This is a genomic window from Bradyrhizobium sp. WSM1743 (assembly GCF_000473065.1).
In the GTDB taxonomy this organism is placed as follows: domain Bacteria; phylum Pseudomonadota; class Alphaproteobacteria; order Rhizobiales; family Xanthobacteraceae; genus Bradyrhizobium.
In genome coordinates this window covers 1-17846 of the sequence record NZ_AXAZ01000024.1, presented here as the reverse complement: position 1 = coordinate 17846, position 17846 = coordinate 1, and the positions used below count along the sequence as shown (strand labels likewise).

Below are 17846 nucleotides of genomic sequence, written 5' to 3'. Positions count from 1 at the left end.
ATCTGAACGGGGTCCGGTCCTTCGCTGCCGCGAAAATGCGCAAATGCCGGCTTTTCAGGTCGATTCCCATGCAAGAACACACCAAATCGTCCACGCTTGAGAACGCTATTGCACTGCAAAAATATGGCGTCGGGCAGCCCGTCCGCCGCAAGGAGGACGACACGCTGGTGCGCGGCAAGGGCCGCTACACCGATGATTTCAACCTGCCCGGCCAAGCCTATGCAGTGATCGTCCGCTCCACCCATGCCCATGGCGTCATCCGCGGCATCGGCCTTGATGCCGCCAAGGCGATGCCGGGCGTGCTGGGGGTGTGGACCGGCAGGGATCTCGATGCCGCCGGTTACGGCCCCTTCACCTGCGGCCTGCCACTGAAGAGCCGTGACGGCTCGCCCCTGCTCCAGACCAACCGCCAGCCGCTGGCGACCGACAAGGTCCGCTTCGTCGGCGATCCCGTCGCCTTCGTTGTGGCGGAGACACTGGCGCAGGCGCGCGACGCGGCCGAGGCGGTCGAACTCGACATCGAGCCACTGCCGGCGGTGACCGATCCCGAGGAGGCCGCCAAGCCCGGCGCGCCGCAGCTCTACGACCACATCCCTGATAACATCGCGCTCGACTACCACTATGGCAACATGGACAAGGTCAACGCGGCCTTTGCCAGCGCCGCCCACGTCACCAAGATCGACATCGAGAACACCCGCGTCGCCGTGGTCTCGATGGAGCCGCGCGTCGGGCTGGCCTCCTACGACAAGAAGACCGAGCGGTACACGCTTCAGGTGCCGACGCAAGGCGTTGCCGGCAACCGCGCCAACCTCGCCAAGAACCTGAAAGTGCCGAACGAGAAGGTGCGTATCCTCACCGCCAATGTCGGCGGCTCCTTCGGCATGAAGAACATCAACTATCCCGAATACATGTGCATCCTGTATGCGGCCAAGGCGCTGGGCCGCCCGGTGAAGTGGCTCGACGAGCGCTCGACCGCCTTCCTCTCCGACAGCCACGGCCGCGCGCAGAAGATCCACGCCGAGCTTGCGCTCGACGCCGAGGGGCATTTCCTTGCGGCCAAGCTGTCCGGCTACGGCAATGTCGGCGCCTACATCACCGGCGTTGCGCCGGGACCGCTTTCGCTCAACACCGGCAAGAATTTTTCCAGCGTCTACCGCACACCGCTGATGGCGGTGGACATCAAGGTGGTGCTGACCAACACCACGCTGATGGGCGCCTATCGCGGCGCCGGCCGGCCCGAAGCGAACTACTACATGGAGCGGCTGATCGACCGCGCCGCCGACGAGATGGGCATCAACCGGCTGACCTTGCGCAAGCGCAACTTCATCAAGCCGAACCAGATGCCCTTCCCCGCCTCCTCCGGCGTCACCTATGACAGCGGCGACTTCCAGGCGGTGTTCAACAAGGCGCTCGAAGTCTCCGACCACGAGAATTTCGCCAAGCGCAAGAAGGAGAGCAAAAAGTCCGGCAAGCTGCGCGGCATCGCCGTCGGCTCCTATCTCGAGGTCACGGCGCCGCCGAGCCCCGAGCTCGGCAAGATCGTGTTCGATCCCGATGGCACCGTGCAGCTCATCACCGGCACGCTCGATTACGGCCAGGGCCATGCCACGCCCTTCGCGCAGGTGCTGAGCGCGCAGCTGGGGGTGCCCTTCGAAAGCATCAAGCTCGTGCAGGGCGACAGCGACATCGTCCACACCGGCAACGGCACCGGCGGCTCGCGGTCGATCACCGCGAGCGGCATGGCGATCGTGGGCGCTGCCAAGCTCGTGATCGAGAAGGGCAAGCGCGCCGCCGCACACATGCTGGAAGCCTCCGAAGCCGACATCGAATTCGAAGGCGGCAGCTTCACCATCGCCGGCACCGACCGCAGCATCGACATCATGGAGCTCGCCAAGAAGCTGCACGACGGCAAGGTGCCGGAGGGCGTGCCTGACAGCCTCGACGTCGACCACACCAGCGAGCCGGTCCCCTCCGCGTTCCCGAACGGCTGCCACGTCGCGGAAGTCGAGATCGATCCGGAGACCGGCGTCGTGCAGATCGTGCGCTACAGCGCGGTCAACGATTTCGGCACGGTGATCAATCCGATGCTGGTCGCGGGCCAGCTGCATGGCGGCGTGGTCCAGGGTATCGGCCAGGCGCTGATGGAGCACATCCGCTACGACGAGAGCGGCCAGCCGATCACGGGCTCACTGATGGACTACGCCCTGCCCCGCGCCGAGGACGTGCCGAACATGTCGGTCGGCGATCACCCGGTGCCCGCCACCACCAACCCGCTCGGCAGCAAGGGCTGCGGCGAAGCCGGCTGCGCCGGCAGCCTGTCGACGGTGGTGAACGCCGTGCTCGATGCGCTCTCCGACTACGGCATCAAGCACATCGACATGCCGCTGACCCCGGAACGGGTGTGGCGCGCGATCCAGGAGGCGAAGGCCAAGGCGGCGTAAGGCTGCCCTTCCGCATCCACAACAACGCTGTCATCGCCCGGCTTGACCGGGNGATCCAGTACGCCGAGACAGTCGTGATTCACGGATGGGCCGCGGCGTACTGGATGCCCCGGTCAAGCCGGGGCATGACACCGTTTGAAAATGGTCCAGTCATTCCGGGCGGTCCGCAGGACCGAAACCGGAATCTCGAGATTCCGGGTTCGATGCTTCGCATCGCTCCGGAATGACGGGGTTGGTTATTGCGCCGCCGCCTGCTCGCGCGGCTGGTAGATTGCGGTGTGCTGGCAATGCGCGAGCGGCGTCGTACCGTTGGCGACGACCAGAGCGTCGAGCTCAACGAAGCGGTGGCCCTTCTTCTCGTAGTTTGCGGTGACTTTTGCCCGCGCGGCGATCTCGTCGCCGGCGCGCACGGCGGATAGCAGCTGCATCCGGCTGCCGACGTGGATCCACGGGCCCAAAATGGTGTTGTCAACGAGGACGCGGTTCATGATCCGCTGGATCAGGCCGGGATGGCCGAGCCCCTCGCGTGCGAAGATCGGATCGGCCTCCCTGATGTCGGCGAGATACGCTGTCGCTGCCTGCCCGGCCCAGCGGCGTGGCGTCGTTCCGAGCCACTTGCCGGTCTCGAAGGTGGCCGGGCTGACCGGCTTGCGTTCGGCGACCGCGGGGACTTCGACATAGTCACTGAGAGAAACGGCTGGCGCGGCCGCCGGCAGCAACGCGGTCCCCGTGGCGCACAGCTCGGTGCGGCTGAACACCTCGATCGTGAGCAGGCCGTTGTGCTCGGTCGCATCGACATCAGCGATCTCGCCGTCATAGACCGGCTTGATGAAGCGTGCCTCGACCAGCCCTCGGCTGAGGAAATCGCGGCCCCAGCGCGCGATCGGCACGTGCATCATGTAGGCGAAAACATCGACGCCGGGGACCAGCCCGCCAGAAAAGCCGAAGCGCCGCGCCACCGTGTCGTCATGCATCTTGTTTTCGGACTGTTTGGCAGTGTTGTAGGCCTCGACGCGATAGGTTTCGAGCCGGTTCGGCATGGCTGGCCTTCCTTGTTTTTGTTGTTTCGGGGCCAATCGTAGGCTCCGGGGAACAACGGTCAATCCCCTCGCCTTTGCAGCCCGAATGGGGTACCACGCGGCGAATGACCAACACTCCCACCCGCATCTATGTCGACGCCGACGCCTGTCCGGTGAAGGACGAGATCTATCGCGTCGCGATCCGGCACGGCGTGCCCGTGAGCGTGGTCGCCGGCAATTTCATTCGCGTGCCGCAGGACCCGCTGATCGAGCGCGTCGCCGCTGGCGCCGGCATGGACGCCGCCGACGACTGGATCGCGGAACGGGCCAAGCCGGGCGACGTGGTCGTGACATCGGACATTCCGCTGGCGAGCCGCTGCGTCAAGGCCGGCGCCGAGGTCATCGCGCCGAACGGAAAACCGTTCACCGAGGAGTCGATCGGCATGACGCTGGCGGTGCGCAATCTGATGACGGATCTGCGTTCGGCCGGCGAAGTCACCGGCGGCCCACGCTCGTTCGCGCCGCGCGACCGCTCGGCCTTCCTGTCGGCGCTCGACCAGACGCTGCGCCGGATCCAGCGCCGCCGCACTGACACGGCCGCATCGAGCCAGAATTTGAGTCAAGGCTGATCATGGCGCCGCCGCTGATCCAACTGAAAGACATCAGGCTGACCTTCGGCGGCACGCCGCTCTTGAGCGGCGTCGAGCTCAATGTCGCGCCAGGCGAGCGCGTCTGCCTGATCGGCCGCAACGGCTCGGGTAAGTCGACGCTGCTCAGAATCGCAGCGGGCCTCGTCGAACCCGACGGCGGCACGCGCTTCGTGCAGCCGGGCGCGACGGTTCGCTACCTGCCGCAGGAGCCTGACTTCGGCGACCACAAGACCACCCTCGCCTATGTCGAGTCGGGGCTCGCCCCGGGGGACGACCATCACCAGGCGCGCTACCTGCTGGAGCAGCTTGAGCTGACCGGTGACGAGAACCCACACAATCTCTCCGGCGGCGAGGCGCGTCGCGCCGCGCTCGCCTGCGTGCTGGCGCCCTCGCCCGACATCCTGCTGCTGGACGAGCCGACCAACCATCTCGATCTCTCCACCATCGAGTGGCTGGAGCAGGAGCTCGACAGCCGGCGTAGCGCGCTGGTCTTGATCAGCCACGACCGCCGCTTCCTCACCAATCTGTCGCGCTCGACCGCCTGGCTCGACCGCGGCAAGATCAAGCAGATCGACCGCGGCTTTGCCTCATTCGAGACCTGGCGCGACGAAGTGCTCGCGGAAGAAGAGCGCGACCAGCATAAGCTCGACCGCAAGATCGTCGACGAGGAGCACTGGCTGCGCCACGGCGTTTCCGGCCGGCGCAAGCGCAACGTCAAGCGCCTCGCCAATCTCCACGCGCTGCGCGCCCAGCGCCGCAACTATCGTGGCACCGCCGGCAGCGCGAATCTCGCCGCTAGCGAGGCCGAGCAGTCCGGCAAGCTGGTGATCGAGGCGAAGGGCATTACCAAGGCCTATGGCGAGAGAAAAATCGTCGAGAACTTTTCGACCCGCATCCAGCGCGGCGACCGGCTCGGCATCATCGGGCCGAACGGCGCCGGCAAGACCACGCTGGTCAATCTGCTCACCGGCGGCATGCAGCCTGACTCAGGCACCGTGCGGCTGGGAGCCAATCTGGAAATGGCAACGCTCGACCAGCACCGCGAGAGTCTCGATCCCAAGTCGACGCTTGCGGAAGCGCTGACCGGCGGCCGCGGCGACCACGTCATGGTCGGCGGCAAACCGAAACATGTCGTCGGCTATATGAAGGACTTTCTGTTTGCGCAGGAGCAGCGCGGCACGCCGCTGGAGGTGCTTTCCGGCGGCGAGCGCGGCCGGCTGATGCTGGCGCGCGCACTGGCAAAACCGTCGAACCTGCTGGTGCTGGACGAGCCGACCAACGATCTCGATCTCGATACCCTCGACGTGCTCGAGGAGATGCTCGGCGACTACGAGGGCACCGTAATCCTGATCAGCCACGACCGCGACTTCCTCGACCGTGTCGTCACCTCGGTGATCGCGCCTGAGGGCAACGGCAAGTGGATCGAATATGCCGGCGGCTACAGCGACATGCTGGCGCAGCGCGGCGCCGACCTCAAGCGCGAGACGACAAAGACGCAGCCGGCCGCGGAGAAGAAGGAGGAGCGGCCTGCCGCTCCCGTGTCAGCGCCAAAGCGGCGCCTGAGCTTCAACGAGAAGCACGCGCTGGAAACACTGCCAAAGAAGGTGGAGACGTTGCAGGCCGAGATTGCAAAGCTGCAACGTGTGCTCGACGATCACAACCTCTACGCCAAGGATCGCAAGAAATTCGACGACACGTCGGCCGCCATTGCCAAGGCACATGAAGAACTGTCCGCCGCCGAAGAGCGCTGGCTCGAACTGGAAATGCTCCGCGAAGAGATAGAACAGGCATAACTTATGACAACAACTCTCGCCGCAAAAATCGCCCGCGAATACGGCACGCCCTGCGCCGTCATCGACATGGACAGGGTCGAACGCAACATCGCGCGAATCCAGAAGGCTTGCGACGATGCGGGGGTCGCCAATCGGCCACACATCAAGACGCACAAGAACCCGACGATTGCCAAGATGCAGGTCGCGGCTGGAGCGAAAGGCATCACCTGCCAGAAGCTCGGCGAGGCCGAGATCATGGCCAATGCCGGCATCGACGACATCCTGATCAGCTACAATCTGCTCGGTGAGGAAAAGATGGCGCGGCTCGGCGCGCTCCAGGCGAAGGCCAACATGACGGTTGCGGCCGACAATTCGACCGTCGTCGCCGGCCTGCCGAAGGCGGCTGCGGCTTCGGGCCGTCCGCTTTCGGTCGTCGTCGAATGCGACACGGGCCGCAAGCGCGCCGGCGTCGAGACGCCGACCGAAGCGATCGCGCTGGCGCGCGAGATCGCCGCGTCTAAGGGGCTGCAGTTCGCCGGCTTCATGCTTTATCCGACCGAGACCGGCTGGACTGAGGCGCAGAAGTTTTACGACGAGGCGCTGGCGGGCGTGCGCGCGCACGGGCTCGATGCGAAGATCGTTTCGACCGGCGGCACGCCGAACCTCGTCAATATCGGCAAGCTCAAGGGCGGCACCGAGCATCGCTTCGGCACCTACATCTATAACGACCGCATGCAGGTCGCCGCCGGCTCGGCCACCTGGGACAACTGCGCGCTGCACATCTATTCGACGGTGGTGAGCCGCGCCGCGCCGGAGCGCGGCATTCTCGACGCCGGCTCGAAGACGCTGACCACGGACACCGGCGGACTCGACGGTCACGGCCTGATCCTGGAGCATCCCGAGGCTAGAATCGCGAAGTTTGCCGAGGAGCACGGCTTTCTCGACCTCTCCCGCAGCAACACGCGGCCGAATGTCGGCGATGTCGTCCGCATCGTGCCGAACCATGTCTGCGTCGTCGTCAACATGATGGACGAGGTCGTGATGGTGCGCGGCGAGGAGATCATCGGCACGCTGCCGGTCGCGGCACGGGGGAAGCTGCGGTAGGAGCGCGGCTGCTCCCGCAGCCGTCATTGCGAGCGCAGCGAAGCAATCCGGAAACCCTCGGCGGAGACAGCCTGGATTGCTTCGCTACGCTCGCAATGACGGTGTTGCTCCAGCGAGCCACTGCAACACATCCCTGCCCGCAGCCGCACCGGTCGCGAACGAGGCCTGCAACAGGTAGCCGCCGGTCGGCGCTTCCCAGTCCAGCATCTCGCCGGCCGCGAACACGCCCGGCAGCTTGCGCAGCATGAAGTGCTCGTCGAGCTCGTCGAACCTTATCCCGCCCGCCGTCGAGATCGCCCGATCGATCGGCGCGACGCCCGTGAGCTGAACCGGAATGGCGTTGATCAGCTGGGCAAGCTCCGCCGGCGAGAACGAGGCCAGCGGGCGGCCCGAGGCGATGGCGGCCTCCTGCATCAGGCCGATGCCGACAGGCGATAATTGCGCCGCCTTGCGCAGGAAGTTCGCGAGCGATTGCTTGCCGCGCGTCCCTGACAGCCGCGTGGTCAGCGCGGCGGCGTCGAGGTCCGGTCGCAAGGCGACCATCAGCCGCGCCTGCCCGAGATCGAGCACCGCCTCGCGCAGCTCCGCCGACAACGCATAGATGGCGCCGCCTTCGATGCCACTGCGGGTGATCATCGCTTCCCCGCGCACCGTATGCGCTCCGATCGTCAGCGCCACGCCTTTGAGCGGCTGGCCCTCGAAACGGTCGCGGAACACGTCGGACCATGCGACCCTGAAGCCGGAATTGGCCGGGCGGAGTCTTGCGACGGCAACGCCTTTTGCCGCGAGGATGTCGACCCAGCTGCCGTCCGAGCCAAGGCGTGGCCAGCTTGCGCCGCCGAGCGCGAGCACGGTGGCGCAAGCGGCGACGGCCGATGCGCCATCAGCTGTTTGAAACAGCAGCCGCCCGTCGCCGTCCCAGCCGCTCCAGCGATGGCGAAAGGCGAACTGGACGCCGGCGGCATCGAGCCGCCGCAGCCAAGCCCGCAGCAGCGGAGACGCCTTGAACGCCTTTGGAAACACCCGCCCGCTGGTGCCGACAAAGGTCGGCTCGCCCAACGCCTCGCTCCAAGCCCGCAATGCGTCCGGCGGAAACTCTTCGATCGTGGCTTGCAGCCTCGGCGCCGCCTCGCGATAACGCGCCATGAACTGCGGCAGCGGCTCGCTATGGGTGAGGTTGAGCCCGCCGCGACCGGCCATCAGGAATTTGCGGCCTGCGGACGGCATCGTGTCGAACACGGTGACGCGGGCGCCGCCCTGCGCCAGCACCTCCGCCGCCATCAGCCCGGCGGGACCGGCACCGATGACGGCGACGTCGGTCAGAGCTTGATCCCCGCTCGCGCCGCGGCCTGCGCCACGTATTTCTGCGTCTGCTCGAACGCACCCGTCAGCGCCTTGGCCTTCGACATGTCGCTGATCTCGGCGAAATGCGCGGCGACCGCATCGGGCGTCCACTCGCTCTCCGGCAGGTTGATGCCTTCGCTCTCCAAAATCCTGATCACGGCGAAGGAGCCGGCGCCGGCCCCCATGATGGTGCGGGTCGGCGCGTCCTCGCTGAGCATGTATTCGACCGCAGGCGTGATCGCGTTCGGCTTCATCAGCTGCAGCGCCTGCGGCGGCAGCAGCTCTTCGGTCATGCGGGTCGCCGCCGTCGGCGAGATGATGTTGACGCGGATGTCGTTCTTGCGGCCTTCTTCCGCGAGCACGTTCATCAGGCCAACCATGCCGGATTTCGCCGCGCCGTAATTGGCCTGGCCGAAATTGCCGTACAGGCCGGAGGACGACGTCGTCAGCACGATGCGGCCGTAATTGCGGTCGCGCATGCCAGACCAGGCCGCCTTGCAGCAATAGAAGGTGCCGACGAGATGCACGTCGAGCACCTTCTGGAAATCGGCGGCCTCCATCTTGCCGAACGACTTGTCGCGCAGGATGCCGGCATTGGCGCACAAGAGATCGACGCTGCCCCACTCCCTGGTGGCGCGCTCGACCATGGCGGTGACCTGCTCGAAATTGGAGACGTCGGCACCGTCGGCCATCGCGGTGCCGCCGGCTTTGCGGATCTCCTCGACCACGGCCTCGGCCGGCGACAGCGATCCGCCGGTGCCGTCGCGCGCGCCGCCGAAATCATTGACGACGACCTTGGCGCCGCGGCTGGCCAGGCCCAGCGCGTGCGCCTTGCCGAGACCATTGCCCGCGCCGGTGACGATGGCGACGCGTCCGTCGAACCTGATTGCCATGAGTAAAGGTCTCTATTCTTCTTCCCTTCTCCCCTTGTGAGAGAAGGTGGCGCGAAGCGCCGGATGAGGGGTCTCTCTCGGCAGATGCGCTCGCGGAGAGAGACCCCTCACCCGGCTTCGCATTCGCGAAGCCGCCCTCTCCCACAAGGAGAGAGGGTAGCACCGCGCTTTGGTCAGCTTTTGATCAGCGATGGATGGCCGGGTCAAGCCCGCCATGAGGGCCTGCCTTACGCGAAATAGATCAGGCCGAGCCAGTCGGCGACCAGCGCGGGCTTGTCCTCGCCCTCGATCTCCACCGTCACGTTGGTGCGGGATTGCAGCTCGTTGGGCTTGCGCAGCTTGGCTTCCGCCAGCACGAAGCGGCCGCGCACGCGCTTGCCGGACCGGACCGGCGAGATGAAGCGCAGCTTGTCGAAGCCGTAGTTCACGCCCATCGTTGTGCCGGCGATGACCGGCATCACCTCGTAGGACATGATCGACAGCAACGACATCGTGAGGAAGCCGTGCGCAATGGTCGTGCCGAACGCGGTCTCCTTCGCGCGTTCCGGATCAACATGGATGAACTGGTGATCCTCGATCACGTCGGCATAGGTGTCGATGCGGGGCTGGTCGATCAGGTGCCACGACGATACGCCGATCTCCTTGCCGACCATGGCCTGATAGGCCTCGAGCGTAATCGGCGGCTTCTTCCAGACTTCGTTCACTTAGGTCTCACTCCCTGTTTTCGCCAACTCCGGAAACTCCTCCTCGCGGAATTCCCGGCCGCGCAGCGGATCGTTGCGATCATCGTCGCGTTCGAGCCGTCGTAGCTGCACGCGGCGGATTTTGCCAGAGATCGTCTTCGGCAGCTCGGTGACGATTTCGAGGCGGCGGATGCGCTTGAATGGCGCAAGGCGTGTGTGCAGATGCTTGAAGATCGACAGCGCGGTCTCCGGCGAGCGCTCCGCGCCCGAGGTCAGCAGCACGAAGGCCTTGGGAATGGCGAGCCGGATCGGATCGGGGCTCGGCACCACCGCGGCTTCCGCGACCAGTTCATGCTCGAGCAGCACGCTCTCCAGCTCGAACGGGCTGATGCGATAGTCGGAGGATTTGAACACGTCGTCGGACCGGCCGACGAAGGTGAGATAGCCGTCCTCATCCGCGAACACCACGTCACCGCTGCGATAGAGCGCGCCCTCGGCGCCGGTCAATTTGCCGTCGTCGCCCTGATAGCCCTGCATCAGGCCGGCGGGGCGGTCATCGCCCAGCACCAGCGTCACCTCGCCTTCCTTCGCCGGATGGCCGTCGGCATCGCTGATCTGCACGCGATAGCCCGGCAATGGCCGGCCCATCGAGCCGACCTTGATCTTTTGCCCCGGCGAGTTGCCGGCCAGCGCCGTGGTTTCCGTCTGGCCGTAGCCGTCGCGAATGGTGAGCCCCCAGGCGGCCTGCACCTGGTCGATCACTTCAGGGTTCAGCGGTTCGCCGGCGCCGCAGACCTCGCGCAAGGCCACCTTGAACGAGGCAAGGTTCTCCTGGATGAACAGCCGCCACACCGTCGGCGGCGCGCACAGCGTGGTGACGCCGCAGCGGCTGATGGTGGCGAGCAGCGCCTTGGCATCGAAGCGCGGCTGGTTGACCACGAACACGGTCGCACCCGCGTTCCACGGCGCGAAAAAACAGCTCCAGGCGTGCTTGGCCCAGCCGGGCGAGGAGATGTTGAGGTGAATATCGCCGGGCTTCAGCCCGATCCAGTACATGGTGGAGAGATGGCCGACCGGATAGCTGCGCTGGCTGTGCCGCACCAGCTTCGGCTTTGCCGTGGTGCCCGAGGTGAAATAGAGCAGCATCGGGTCGTCAGCGTTGGTCGGGCCGTCGGGCGTGAAGCTTTCGGAAGCCCTCGCCGCTTCATCATAGGCAAGCCACCCGTCGGAGGCCGCGCCGACGACGATGCGGACGACATTCTCGACGCCCAGGCTTGCGAATTTTGCGACCTGATCCTGCGCCGCGATCACCGCCCTCGCCTTGCCGCGATCGAGCCGGTCGCGCAGCTCGTCGGCAGTGAGCAGCGTCGTGGCGGGAATCACGACGACGCCGAGCTTCATCGCGGCAAGCATCGTCTCCCACAGCGGAACCACGTTGCCGAGCAGCAACAGAAGATAATCGCCGCGCTTCAGGCCCTGCGCGCGGAGGAAGTTTGCGACCTGATTGGAGCGTTTCGAGAGCGCCGCGAAGGAGAGCTTTGTCTGCTTGTCCTGCGCGGCATCGACGATCCAGAGCGCGGGACGGTCCTTGCTGTCGGCATTGGCCGCCAGCTCGGCGTCGAACCAGTCGAGCGCCCAGTTGAAGGGAGCCGGATCGGGCCAGCGGAAAGCTTTGACCGCGGCTTCGTAGTCCGTGCGGTGATCCAGCAGAAACGCGCGCGCTTCCTGAAATGTCGTCATGATCCCGGGCCCGTCGAATTCACCGTCGACTGTAGCCCGGATGGAGCGAAGCGCAATCCGGGGCGACTGCGCCTTTGGAAGCAGCTGTCCCGGATTTCGCTTTCGCTCCATCCGGGCTACGGGCCAAGCCCCGCTATTTTCCAGCGAGGCTGCGAACGTGCTTGATAATTCCGGAAAAATCCACCCCGCCCTGCCCGGCTGCGTCGAAAGACTGATAGATCTCCTGCGCATGCTTGCCGAGCGGCGTGGCCGCACCCGCAGCCTTCGCGGCGTCCTGCGCCAGGGTCAAATCCTTCACCATCAGCGCGGAGGCAAAGCCCGGCTTGTAATCGTTGTTGGCCGGCGAGGTCGGCACCGGGCCCGGCACCGGGCAATAGGTCGTCAGCGACCAGCACTGGCCCGACGAGGTCGAGGCGACGTCGAACAGCGCCTGATGCGAGAGCCCGAGCTTCTCGCCCAGCGCGAAGGCCTCGCTCACCGCGATCATGGAGATACCGAGGATCATGTTGTTGCAGATTTTTGCGGCCTGCCCCGCGCCGGCGCCGCCGCAATGGACGATCTTCTTGCCCATCTTCTCGAGCACGGGCTTGGCCGCCGCGAACGCCTTCTCGTCGCCGCCGCACATGAAGGTGAGCGTCGCCCCCTTGGCGCCGCCGGTCCCGCCGGAGACCGGCGCGTCGACCGAGAGCACGCCGTGCTTGGCGGCCAGCGCATGCGCCTGACGCGCGCTTTCGACGTCGATGGTGGAGCTGTCGATGATCAGCGCGCCCTTGGTCATCGCAGGGACGACCTCGTTCCAAACGCCGAGCACGTGCTTGCCCGCTGGCAGCATGGTGACGACGACATCGGCGCCCTTCACGGCACCTGATGCGCTCTCCGCAATGCTGGCGCCATCGGCCTTGGCCTGATTGCGCGAGGCTTCGACGAGGTCGAAAGCCACCACCTTGTGGCCGGCCTTGACCAGATTGGCGGCCATCGGGCCACCCATGTTGCCGAGACCGATGAATGCGATCGTGGCCATTGTGGTTTCCTCCGCTTTGAACGTTGTTAGCTAAACTTCAGCTCATCCTTGCCGATCTCGGCGAGATACGGCGCAAGCATGTCCGGCGTCACATCCTCGATCCGCGGCGGCGACCAGGTCGGATTACGGTCCTTGTCGATCACGGCGGCGCGCACGCCCTCGCGGAAATCATCGCTGCGGAAGACCTCCAGTGCGGCGCGGTATTCGCGCACCAGACACTCTTCCAGACTCGACGCGGTGCGCGCAAGGCGTAGCAGCTTCAGCGTGACCACCATGCCGCGCGGCGATTTTTCGTTTAGCGTCTTCAGCGTGGCTAAAGCGAAGTCGGAGCCGTCGCGCTTCAGCGCCGCGAAAATATCCTCCATGCGATCGAAGCCGAACAGCGCATCGATCGCCGGCTCCTTCGCCGCGACGGGCCCTGCGATTTCGCCGGTCGCAAAGCCGCTGATGAGGTTGCTGACATCGGCGGCGGTCACACCGGAGCGCAACTTCGTCAGGGCCTCGCGCAGCTCCGGCAACTTCACCGCCGGCACCACCCAGTCCGCGAACTTCGCGTGGATCGCGTCCGGCCCGTTCATGGTCTGGCCGGTCAGCCCGAAATAGGTGCCGATCTCGCCTGGCGAATGCGACAGCAAATAGGTGCCGCCGACATCGGGAAAGAAGCCGAGCCCGACCTCGGGCATCGCAAGCTTCGTGCGATCCGTGACGACGCGGTGGCTGGCATGGGCGGAAAGCCCGACGCCGCCCCCCATCACGATGCCGTCCATGAAGGCGACATACGGCTTCGGAAACTTCTTGATCCGGGCGTTGAGGATATATTCCTCGCGCCACAGGATCTGGCCGAGGTCACCGCCAGCCTTCGAGCTCTCCCAGAGCGTGCGGATGTCGCCGCCGGCGCAGAGGCCGCGCTCGCCGGCGCCTTCCAGCAGGATCACGCTGACGGCGGGGTCGGCCTCGAAGCGGTCGAGCGCCTTCTCGATGTCGCGAAACATCTCCAGGGTCACGGCGTTGATCGCCTTGGGGCGGTTGAGCCTGATGATGCCCGCCGCGCCCTCGACGCGGGCGACCAGATCGCCCTCTTCCACTGAACTCATCGCGCGCCCTCGATCAGTTTGCGCGCTACGATGAGCCGCATGATTTCATTGGTGCCTTCGAGGATCTGGTGCACGCGCAGGTCGCGCACGATCTTCTCGATACCGTATTCGCTGAGATAGCCGTAGCCGCCGTGAAGCTGCAGCGCATGGTTGGCTACCTCAAAGCCGACATCGGTGCCGAAGCGCTTGGCCATCGCGCACAGCATTGTGGCGTCGGGGTCCTTACGGTCGAGAGCCGCCGCAGCACGCCAAAGGAAGGTGCGCGCGGCCTCCAGCTCGATCGCCATGTCGGCGAGGCGGAACTGCAGCGCCTGGAATTCGTCGAGCCGCTTTCCGAACGCCTTGCGTTCCCTCATGTAGGCGCGCGCCTTGTCGAGCGCAGCTTGGGCACCTCCAAGAGAACACGCCGTGATGTTGAGGCGGCCGCCGTCGAGGCCGGCCATCGCGATCTTGAAGCCGACGCCCTCCTCGCTCAAGCGGTTGGCGACCGGCACGCGGGCGTTCTCGAACATGACGGCGCGGGTCGGCTGCGCGTTCCAGCCCATCTTGCGCTCGTTGGCGCCGAACGAGACGCCCGGCGTGTTGCCGTCGATGACGAGGGTCGAGATGCCGCCGGGGCCATCGCCGCCGGTCCTGACCATCGCGACCAGGAGATCGGTGCCGCCGGCGCCGGAGATGAACTGCTTCTGGCCGTTGAGGACGTAATGGTCGCCGTCGCGCACCGCGCGGGTGCGCAAAGCCGCCGCGTCCGAGCCGGCGCCCGGCTCGGTCAGGCAATAACTCGCGATCAGCTCCATGGTGCAGAGCTTTGGCAGCCATGTGTGGCGCTGGGTGTCGCTGCCGAAGGCATCGATCATCCAGCTCGCCATGTTGTGGATGGAGATGAAGGCCGAGGTGGTCGGACAGCCCGTCGCCAGCGCCTCGAAAATCAGCGCCGCGTCGAACCGCGTCATGGCGGAGCCGCCGACATCCTCGCGGATATAGATGCCGCCCATGCCGAGCGTTGCGGCTTCGCGCATCACGTCGACGGGGAAATGCTTCTCCTCGTCCCAGCGCAGCGCGTGCGGCGCGATCTTCTCCGCCGCAAACGCCAACGCCATGTCGCGAACCGCGACCTGATCCTCGTTCAGAGCGAACTGCATGCTGCCGCCTACCTCTTTCACTCCATCGTCATTGCGAGCGCAGCGAAGCAATCCAGCTTCCCTCGGCAGAGACAGTCTGGATTGCTTCGTCGCAAGCGCTCCTCGCAATGACGGCTGAGGAGACTACTTCATCAGCGGGATCGAGAACTCCGCACCTTCCTTGACGCCGGACGGCCAGCGCGAGGTCACCGTCTTGGTCTTGGTGTAGAAGCGGACCGAGTCCGAGCCGTGCTGGTTGAGATCGCCGAAGCCGGACTTCTTCCAGCCGCCGAAGGTGTAATAGGCAATCGGCACCGGGATCGGCACGTTGATGCCGACCATGCCGACGTTCACCCTGGCCGCGAAGTCGCGGGCGGCGTCGCCGTCGCGGGTGAAGATGGCAACGCCGTTGCCGTAGTCATGGTCGGACGGCAGCGCCAGCGCTTCCTTGTAATCGTGCGCGCGCACGACCGAGAGCACCGGGCCGAAGATCTCTTCCTTGTAGATCCGCATGTCCTTGGTGACGTTGTCGAACAGCGAACCGCCGAGATAGAAGCCGTTCTCGTAGCCCTGCATCTTGAAGCCGCGGCCGTCGACGGCGAGCGTTGCGCCTTCCTTGATGCCGATGTCGATGTAGCTCTTGACCTTCTCGACCGCCTCGCGCGTGACCAGCGGGCCGTAATCCGCCGACGGATCGATCGAGGTGCCGATCTTCAAGGACTCGACGCGCGGGATCAGCTTTTCCATCAGGCGGTCAGCGGTGGACTTGCCGACGGGCACCGCGACGGAGACCGCCATGCAGCGCTCGCCGGCCGAGCCGTAGCCGGCGCCGATCAGCGCGTCGACGGCCTGGTCCATATCGGCGTCGGGCATGACGATGGCGTGGTTCTTGGCGCCGCCAAAACACTGGCAGCGCTTGCCGGTCTGGGCGGCGCGCTCATAGATGTACTGCGCGATCGGGGTCGAGCCGACGAAGCCGATGGCCTTGATATCGGGATCGTCGAGAATGGCGTCGACGGCTTCCTTGTCGCCGTTGACGACGTTGAGGATGCCGGCCGGCAGACCCGCCTCGATCATCAGCTCGGCAAGCTTCATCGGCACGCCGGGATCGCGCTCAGAGGGCTTGAGGATGAAGGCGTTGCCGCAGGCGATGGCGGGGGCGAACTTCCACATCGGGATCATCGCCGGGAAATTGAACGGCGTGATGCCGGCGACGACGCCCAGCGGCTGGCGCATCGAATAGATGTCGATGCCGGGGCCGGCGCCTTCGGTGTACTCGCCCTTCATCAGGTGCGGGATGCCGCAGGCGAACTCGACCACCTCGAGGCCGCGCTGGATATCGCCTTTTGCGTCGGGCACGGTCTTGCCGTGCTCGCGGGCCAGAAGCTCGGCGAGCTTGTCGTAGTCGCGCTGGATCAGCTCCAGGAACTTCATCATCACGCGGGCGCGACGCTGCGGATTGGTCGCGGCCCACTCGGGCTGTGCTGCACGCGCGTTCTCGACGGCGGCGCGGACCTCTGCCTTGGACGCCAGCGCCACCTTGGCCTGGACGTCACCGGTCATCGGCTCGAAGACGTCGGCGGTGCGGCCCGAGGTGCCCTTGACCTCCTTGCCGCCGATGAAATGTCCGATTGAACGCATGGAATGATCTCCTTCAGGCCGAGCGTGGTCGCTTTGACAAATCCTATTGACCTGCACTTTATAGGATTCAAGTCTGAGATAATGCACCATAGATGTGCGAAAATGCTGGATCAAGGCGCTATCGACTGGGACGACTTCCGCTTCGTGCTGGCCATCGTGCGGGGCGGCTCGGTGTCGGCTGCGGCAAAACAGCTCGGGGTCGACCATGCCACGGTGATCCGCCGCGTCGACCGGCTGGAGAAGCACCTCTCGGCCAAGCTGTTTGATCGGCGCAAGACCGGCTACCTCCTCACCGAGGCCGGCCAGCGCGTCGCCGACAGTGCGGAAGCGATGGAATCGACCATCGTGGCCAACCAGGAGCAGGTCGGCGGCTCGGTGGCGCGGCTGACCGGGACAGTGCGGATCGGCGCGCCCGACGGGTTCGGCACCGCTTTCCTGGCGCCGCGGCTGGCCCCGTTCGCGGACCGGTATCCCGATCTCGATCTGCAACTTGTGGCCACCGCGCGGCTGTTCAGCCTCTCCAAGCGCGAGGCCGACATTGCGATCAGCCTGACCATGCCGAAGGAAGGCCGCATCGTCGGCCGCAAGCTGCTCGACTATCGACTTGGGCTCTATGCCGCACCTGGCTATCTCGATCGCTTCCCTGAGATCACTTCGCGGCAGGACCTGACGCAGCACCGCTTCGTCGGCTACATCGAGGAGCTCTTGTTCACGCCGGAGCTCGACTATCTGCCGCAGGTATCGCCGCGGATCTCCGCGCGCTTCCGCAGCGCCAATCTCATCGCTCAGCTCAACGCCACCCTCTCGGGCTTCGGCATCGCCGTGCTGCCGCATTTCATGGCGAGCGACTATCCGCAACTGGTGGCGGTGCTGCCGGAGGAGATTTCGATCACGCGGACGTTCTGGATGCTGATGCATGCCGACAGCAAGGACCTCGCGCGGATCCGGGCGGTGGCGGATTACGTCTCGGAGATCGTGGAGCGCGAGCGGGCGCTGTTTGCGGGGCGGTAGCACCGCTGCCAGTAGGGTGGATTAGCCCTACTGAGTCATCCGGCCGCAGCCGTTGAGGCTGAGAATCAAGTATTTGTAGGGATTCAATGTTTGGCGCGCGGAGGGCCAGATGAATCTCGATCAAGGCGGAGACAGCAAAATCCGGTTTGCGGAGTATGTGGCGGGGCTTGGTAGCGTGATCGGTCACGCGGAGCGGACGAGACCGCTGCGCGATTATTGCACTGGCCTGATGTTGCCGGGTGATCGCAAGAGCGTCGAGCCAATGGCGGCGCGGACGGCTCCGGCGCGCACGGCGGCACAGCACCAGTCGTT

The 17846-nt window shown here is 65.6% G+C and carries 14 protein-coding genes and 1 pseudogene; 6 read left to right on the top strand and 9 right to left on the bottom strand.

Annotation, left to right across the window (positions count from 1 at the left end; translation table 11 throughout):
* Window positions 1-68 precede the first annotated feature (68 nt).
* The gene (locus tag YU9_RS0116840; protein WP_027573910.1) at window positions 69-2441 is read left to right on the top strand and encodes a xanthine dehydrogenase family protein molybdopterin-binding subunit; all 2373 of its coding nucleotides are present in this window, start codon (window positions 69-71) and stop codon (window positions 2439-2441) included.
* A 236-nt stretch (window positions 2442-2677) separates the two neighbouring features.
* Here YU9_RS0116840 and YU9_RS0116835 read toward each other — a convergent pair whose 3' ends face one another.
* Window positions 2678-3481: a hypothetical protein gene (locus YU9_RS0116835; protein WP_027573909.1), complete on the bottom strand. Its 804-nt coding sequence runs from the start codon at window positions 3479-3481 to the stop codon at window positions 2678-2680.
* 104 nt (window positions 3482-3585) lie between these two features.
* Between YU9_RS0116835 and YU9_RS0116830 the strand changes: the two genes are divergently transcribed.
* From YU9_RS0116830 to YU9_RS0116820, 3 genes are read left to right on the top strand one after another with little or no spacing between them, the layout of a single operon-like run.
* On the top strand, window positions 3586-4089 hold the full coding sequence (locus YU9_RS0116830) for a YaiI/YqxD family protein (protein WP_027573908.1): 504 nt from the start codon (window positions 3586-3588) through the stop codon (window positions 4087-4089).
* A 2-nt stretch (window positions 4090-4091) separates the two neighbouring features.
* The gene (locus tag YU9_RS0116825) at window positions 4092-5903 is read left to right on the top strand and encodes an ABC-F family ATP-binding cassette domain-containing protein (RefSeq protein ID WP_027573907.1); all 1812 of its coding nucleotides are present in this window, start codon (window positions 4092-4094) and stop codon (window positions 5901-5903) included.
* A gap of 3 nt (window positions 5904-5906) precedes the next feature.
* Window positions 5907-6986, top strand: coding sequence for a D-TA family PLP-dependent enzyme (locus YU9_RS0116820; protein ID WP_027573906.1), 1080 nt, complete (start codon window positions 5907-5909; stop codon window positions 6984-6986).
* Window positions 6987-7070: 84 nt separating this feature from the next.
* Here the strand turns inward: YU9_RS0116820 and YU9_RS0116815 are convergent, their stop codons facing one another.
* The 8 genes and pseudogenes from YU9_RS0116815 to YU9_RS0116780 form a co-directional block, all read right to left on the bottom strand.
* Window positions 7071-8309 (bottom strand): TIGR03862 family flavoprotein, encoded by a 1239-nt coding sequence (locus YU9_RS0116815; protein WP_084298975.1) that lies wholly within the window; start codon window positions 8307-8309, stop codon window positions 7071-7073.
* Window positions 8306-9223: an SDR family NAD(P)-dependent oxidoreductase gene (locus tag YU9_RS0116810; protein ID WP_027573904.1), complete on the bottom strand. Its 918-nt coding sequence runs from the start codon at window positions 9221-9223 to the stop codon at window positions 8306-8308. Before YU9_RS0116810 ends, YU9_RS0116815 begins: the two co-directional genes overlap by 4 nt.
* Before the next feature lie 227 nt (window positions 9224-9450).
* On the bottom strand, window positions 9451-9927 hold the full coding sequence (locus YU9_RS0116805) for a MaoC family dehydratase (RefSeq protein ID WP_027573903.1): 477 nt from the start codon (window positions 9925-9927) through the stop codon (window positions 9451-9453).
* Window positions 9928-11646 (bottom strand): AMP-binding protein, encoded by a 1719-nt coding sequence (locus YU9_RS0116800; protein WP_027573902.1) that lies wholly within the window; start codon window positions 11644-11646, stop codon window positions 9928-9930.
* A gap of 133 nt (window positions 11647-11779) precedes the next feature.
* A pseudogene (gene mmsB, locus YU9_RS0116795) lies at window positions 11780-12673 on the bottom strand (3-hydroxyisobutyrate dehydrogenase); the annotation flags it as partial.
* Window positions 12674-12693: 20 nt separating this feature from the next.
* On the bottom strand, window positions 12694-13761 hold the full coding sequence (locus YU9_RS0116790; protein WP_027573900.1) for an enoyl-CoA hydratase/isomerase family protein: 1068 nt from the start codon (window positions 13759-13761) through the stop codon (window positions 12694-12696).
* Window positions 13758-14903, bottom strand: coding sequence for an isobutyryl-CoA dehydrogenase (locus YU9_RS0116785; RefSeq protein WP_027573899.1), 1146 nt, complete (start codon window positions 14901-14903; stop codon window positions 13758-13760). Before YU9_RS0116785 ends, YU9_RS0116790 begins: the two co-directional genes overlap by 4 nt.
* A gap of 123 nt (window positions 14904-15026) precedes the next feature.
* A complete protein-coding gene (locus YU9_RS0116780; protein WP_027573898.1) occupies window positions 15027-16523 on the bottom strand; it encodes a CoA-acylating methylmalonate-semialdehyde dehydrogenase in 1497 nt (498 codons plus the stop codon).
* A gap of 102 nt (window positions 16524-16625) precedes the next feature.
* Between YU9_RS0116780 and YU9_RS0116775 the strand changes: the two genes are divergently transcribed.
* Together YU9_RS0116775 and YU9_RS0116770 are read left to right on the top strand one after the other, a co-directional pair.
* Window positions 16626-17534 carry a LysR family transcriptional regulator gene (locus YU9_RS0116775; protein ID WP_027573897.1) on the top strand — a complete coding sequence of 303 codons (909 nt, stop codon included), beginning with the start codon at window positions 16626-16628 and terminating at the stop codon, window positions 17532-17534.
* 109 nt (window positions 17535-17643) lie between these two features.
* The coding region (locus YU9_RS0116770; protein WP_027573896.1) for a transposase at window positions 17644-17846 on the top strand (203 nt) is incomplete at its 3' end.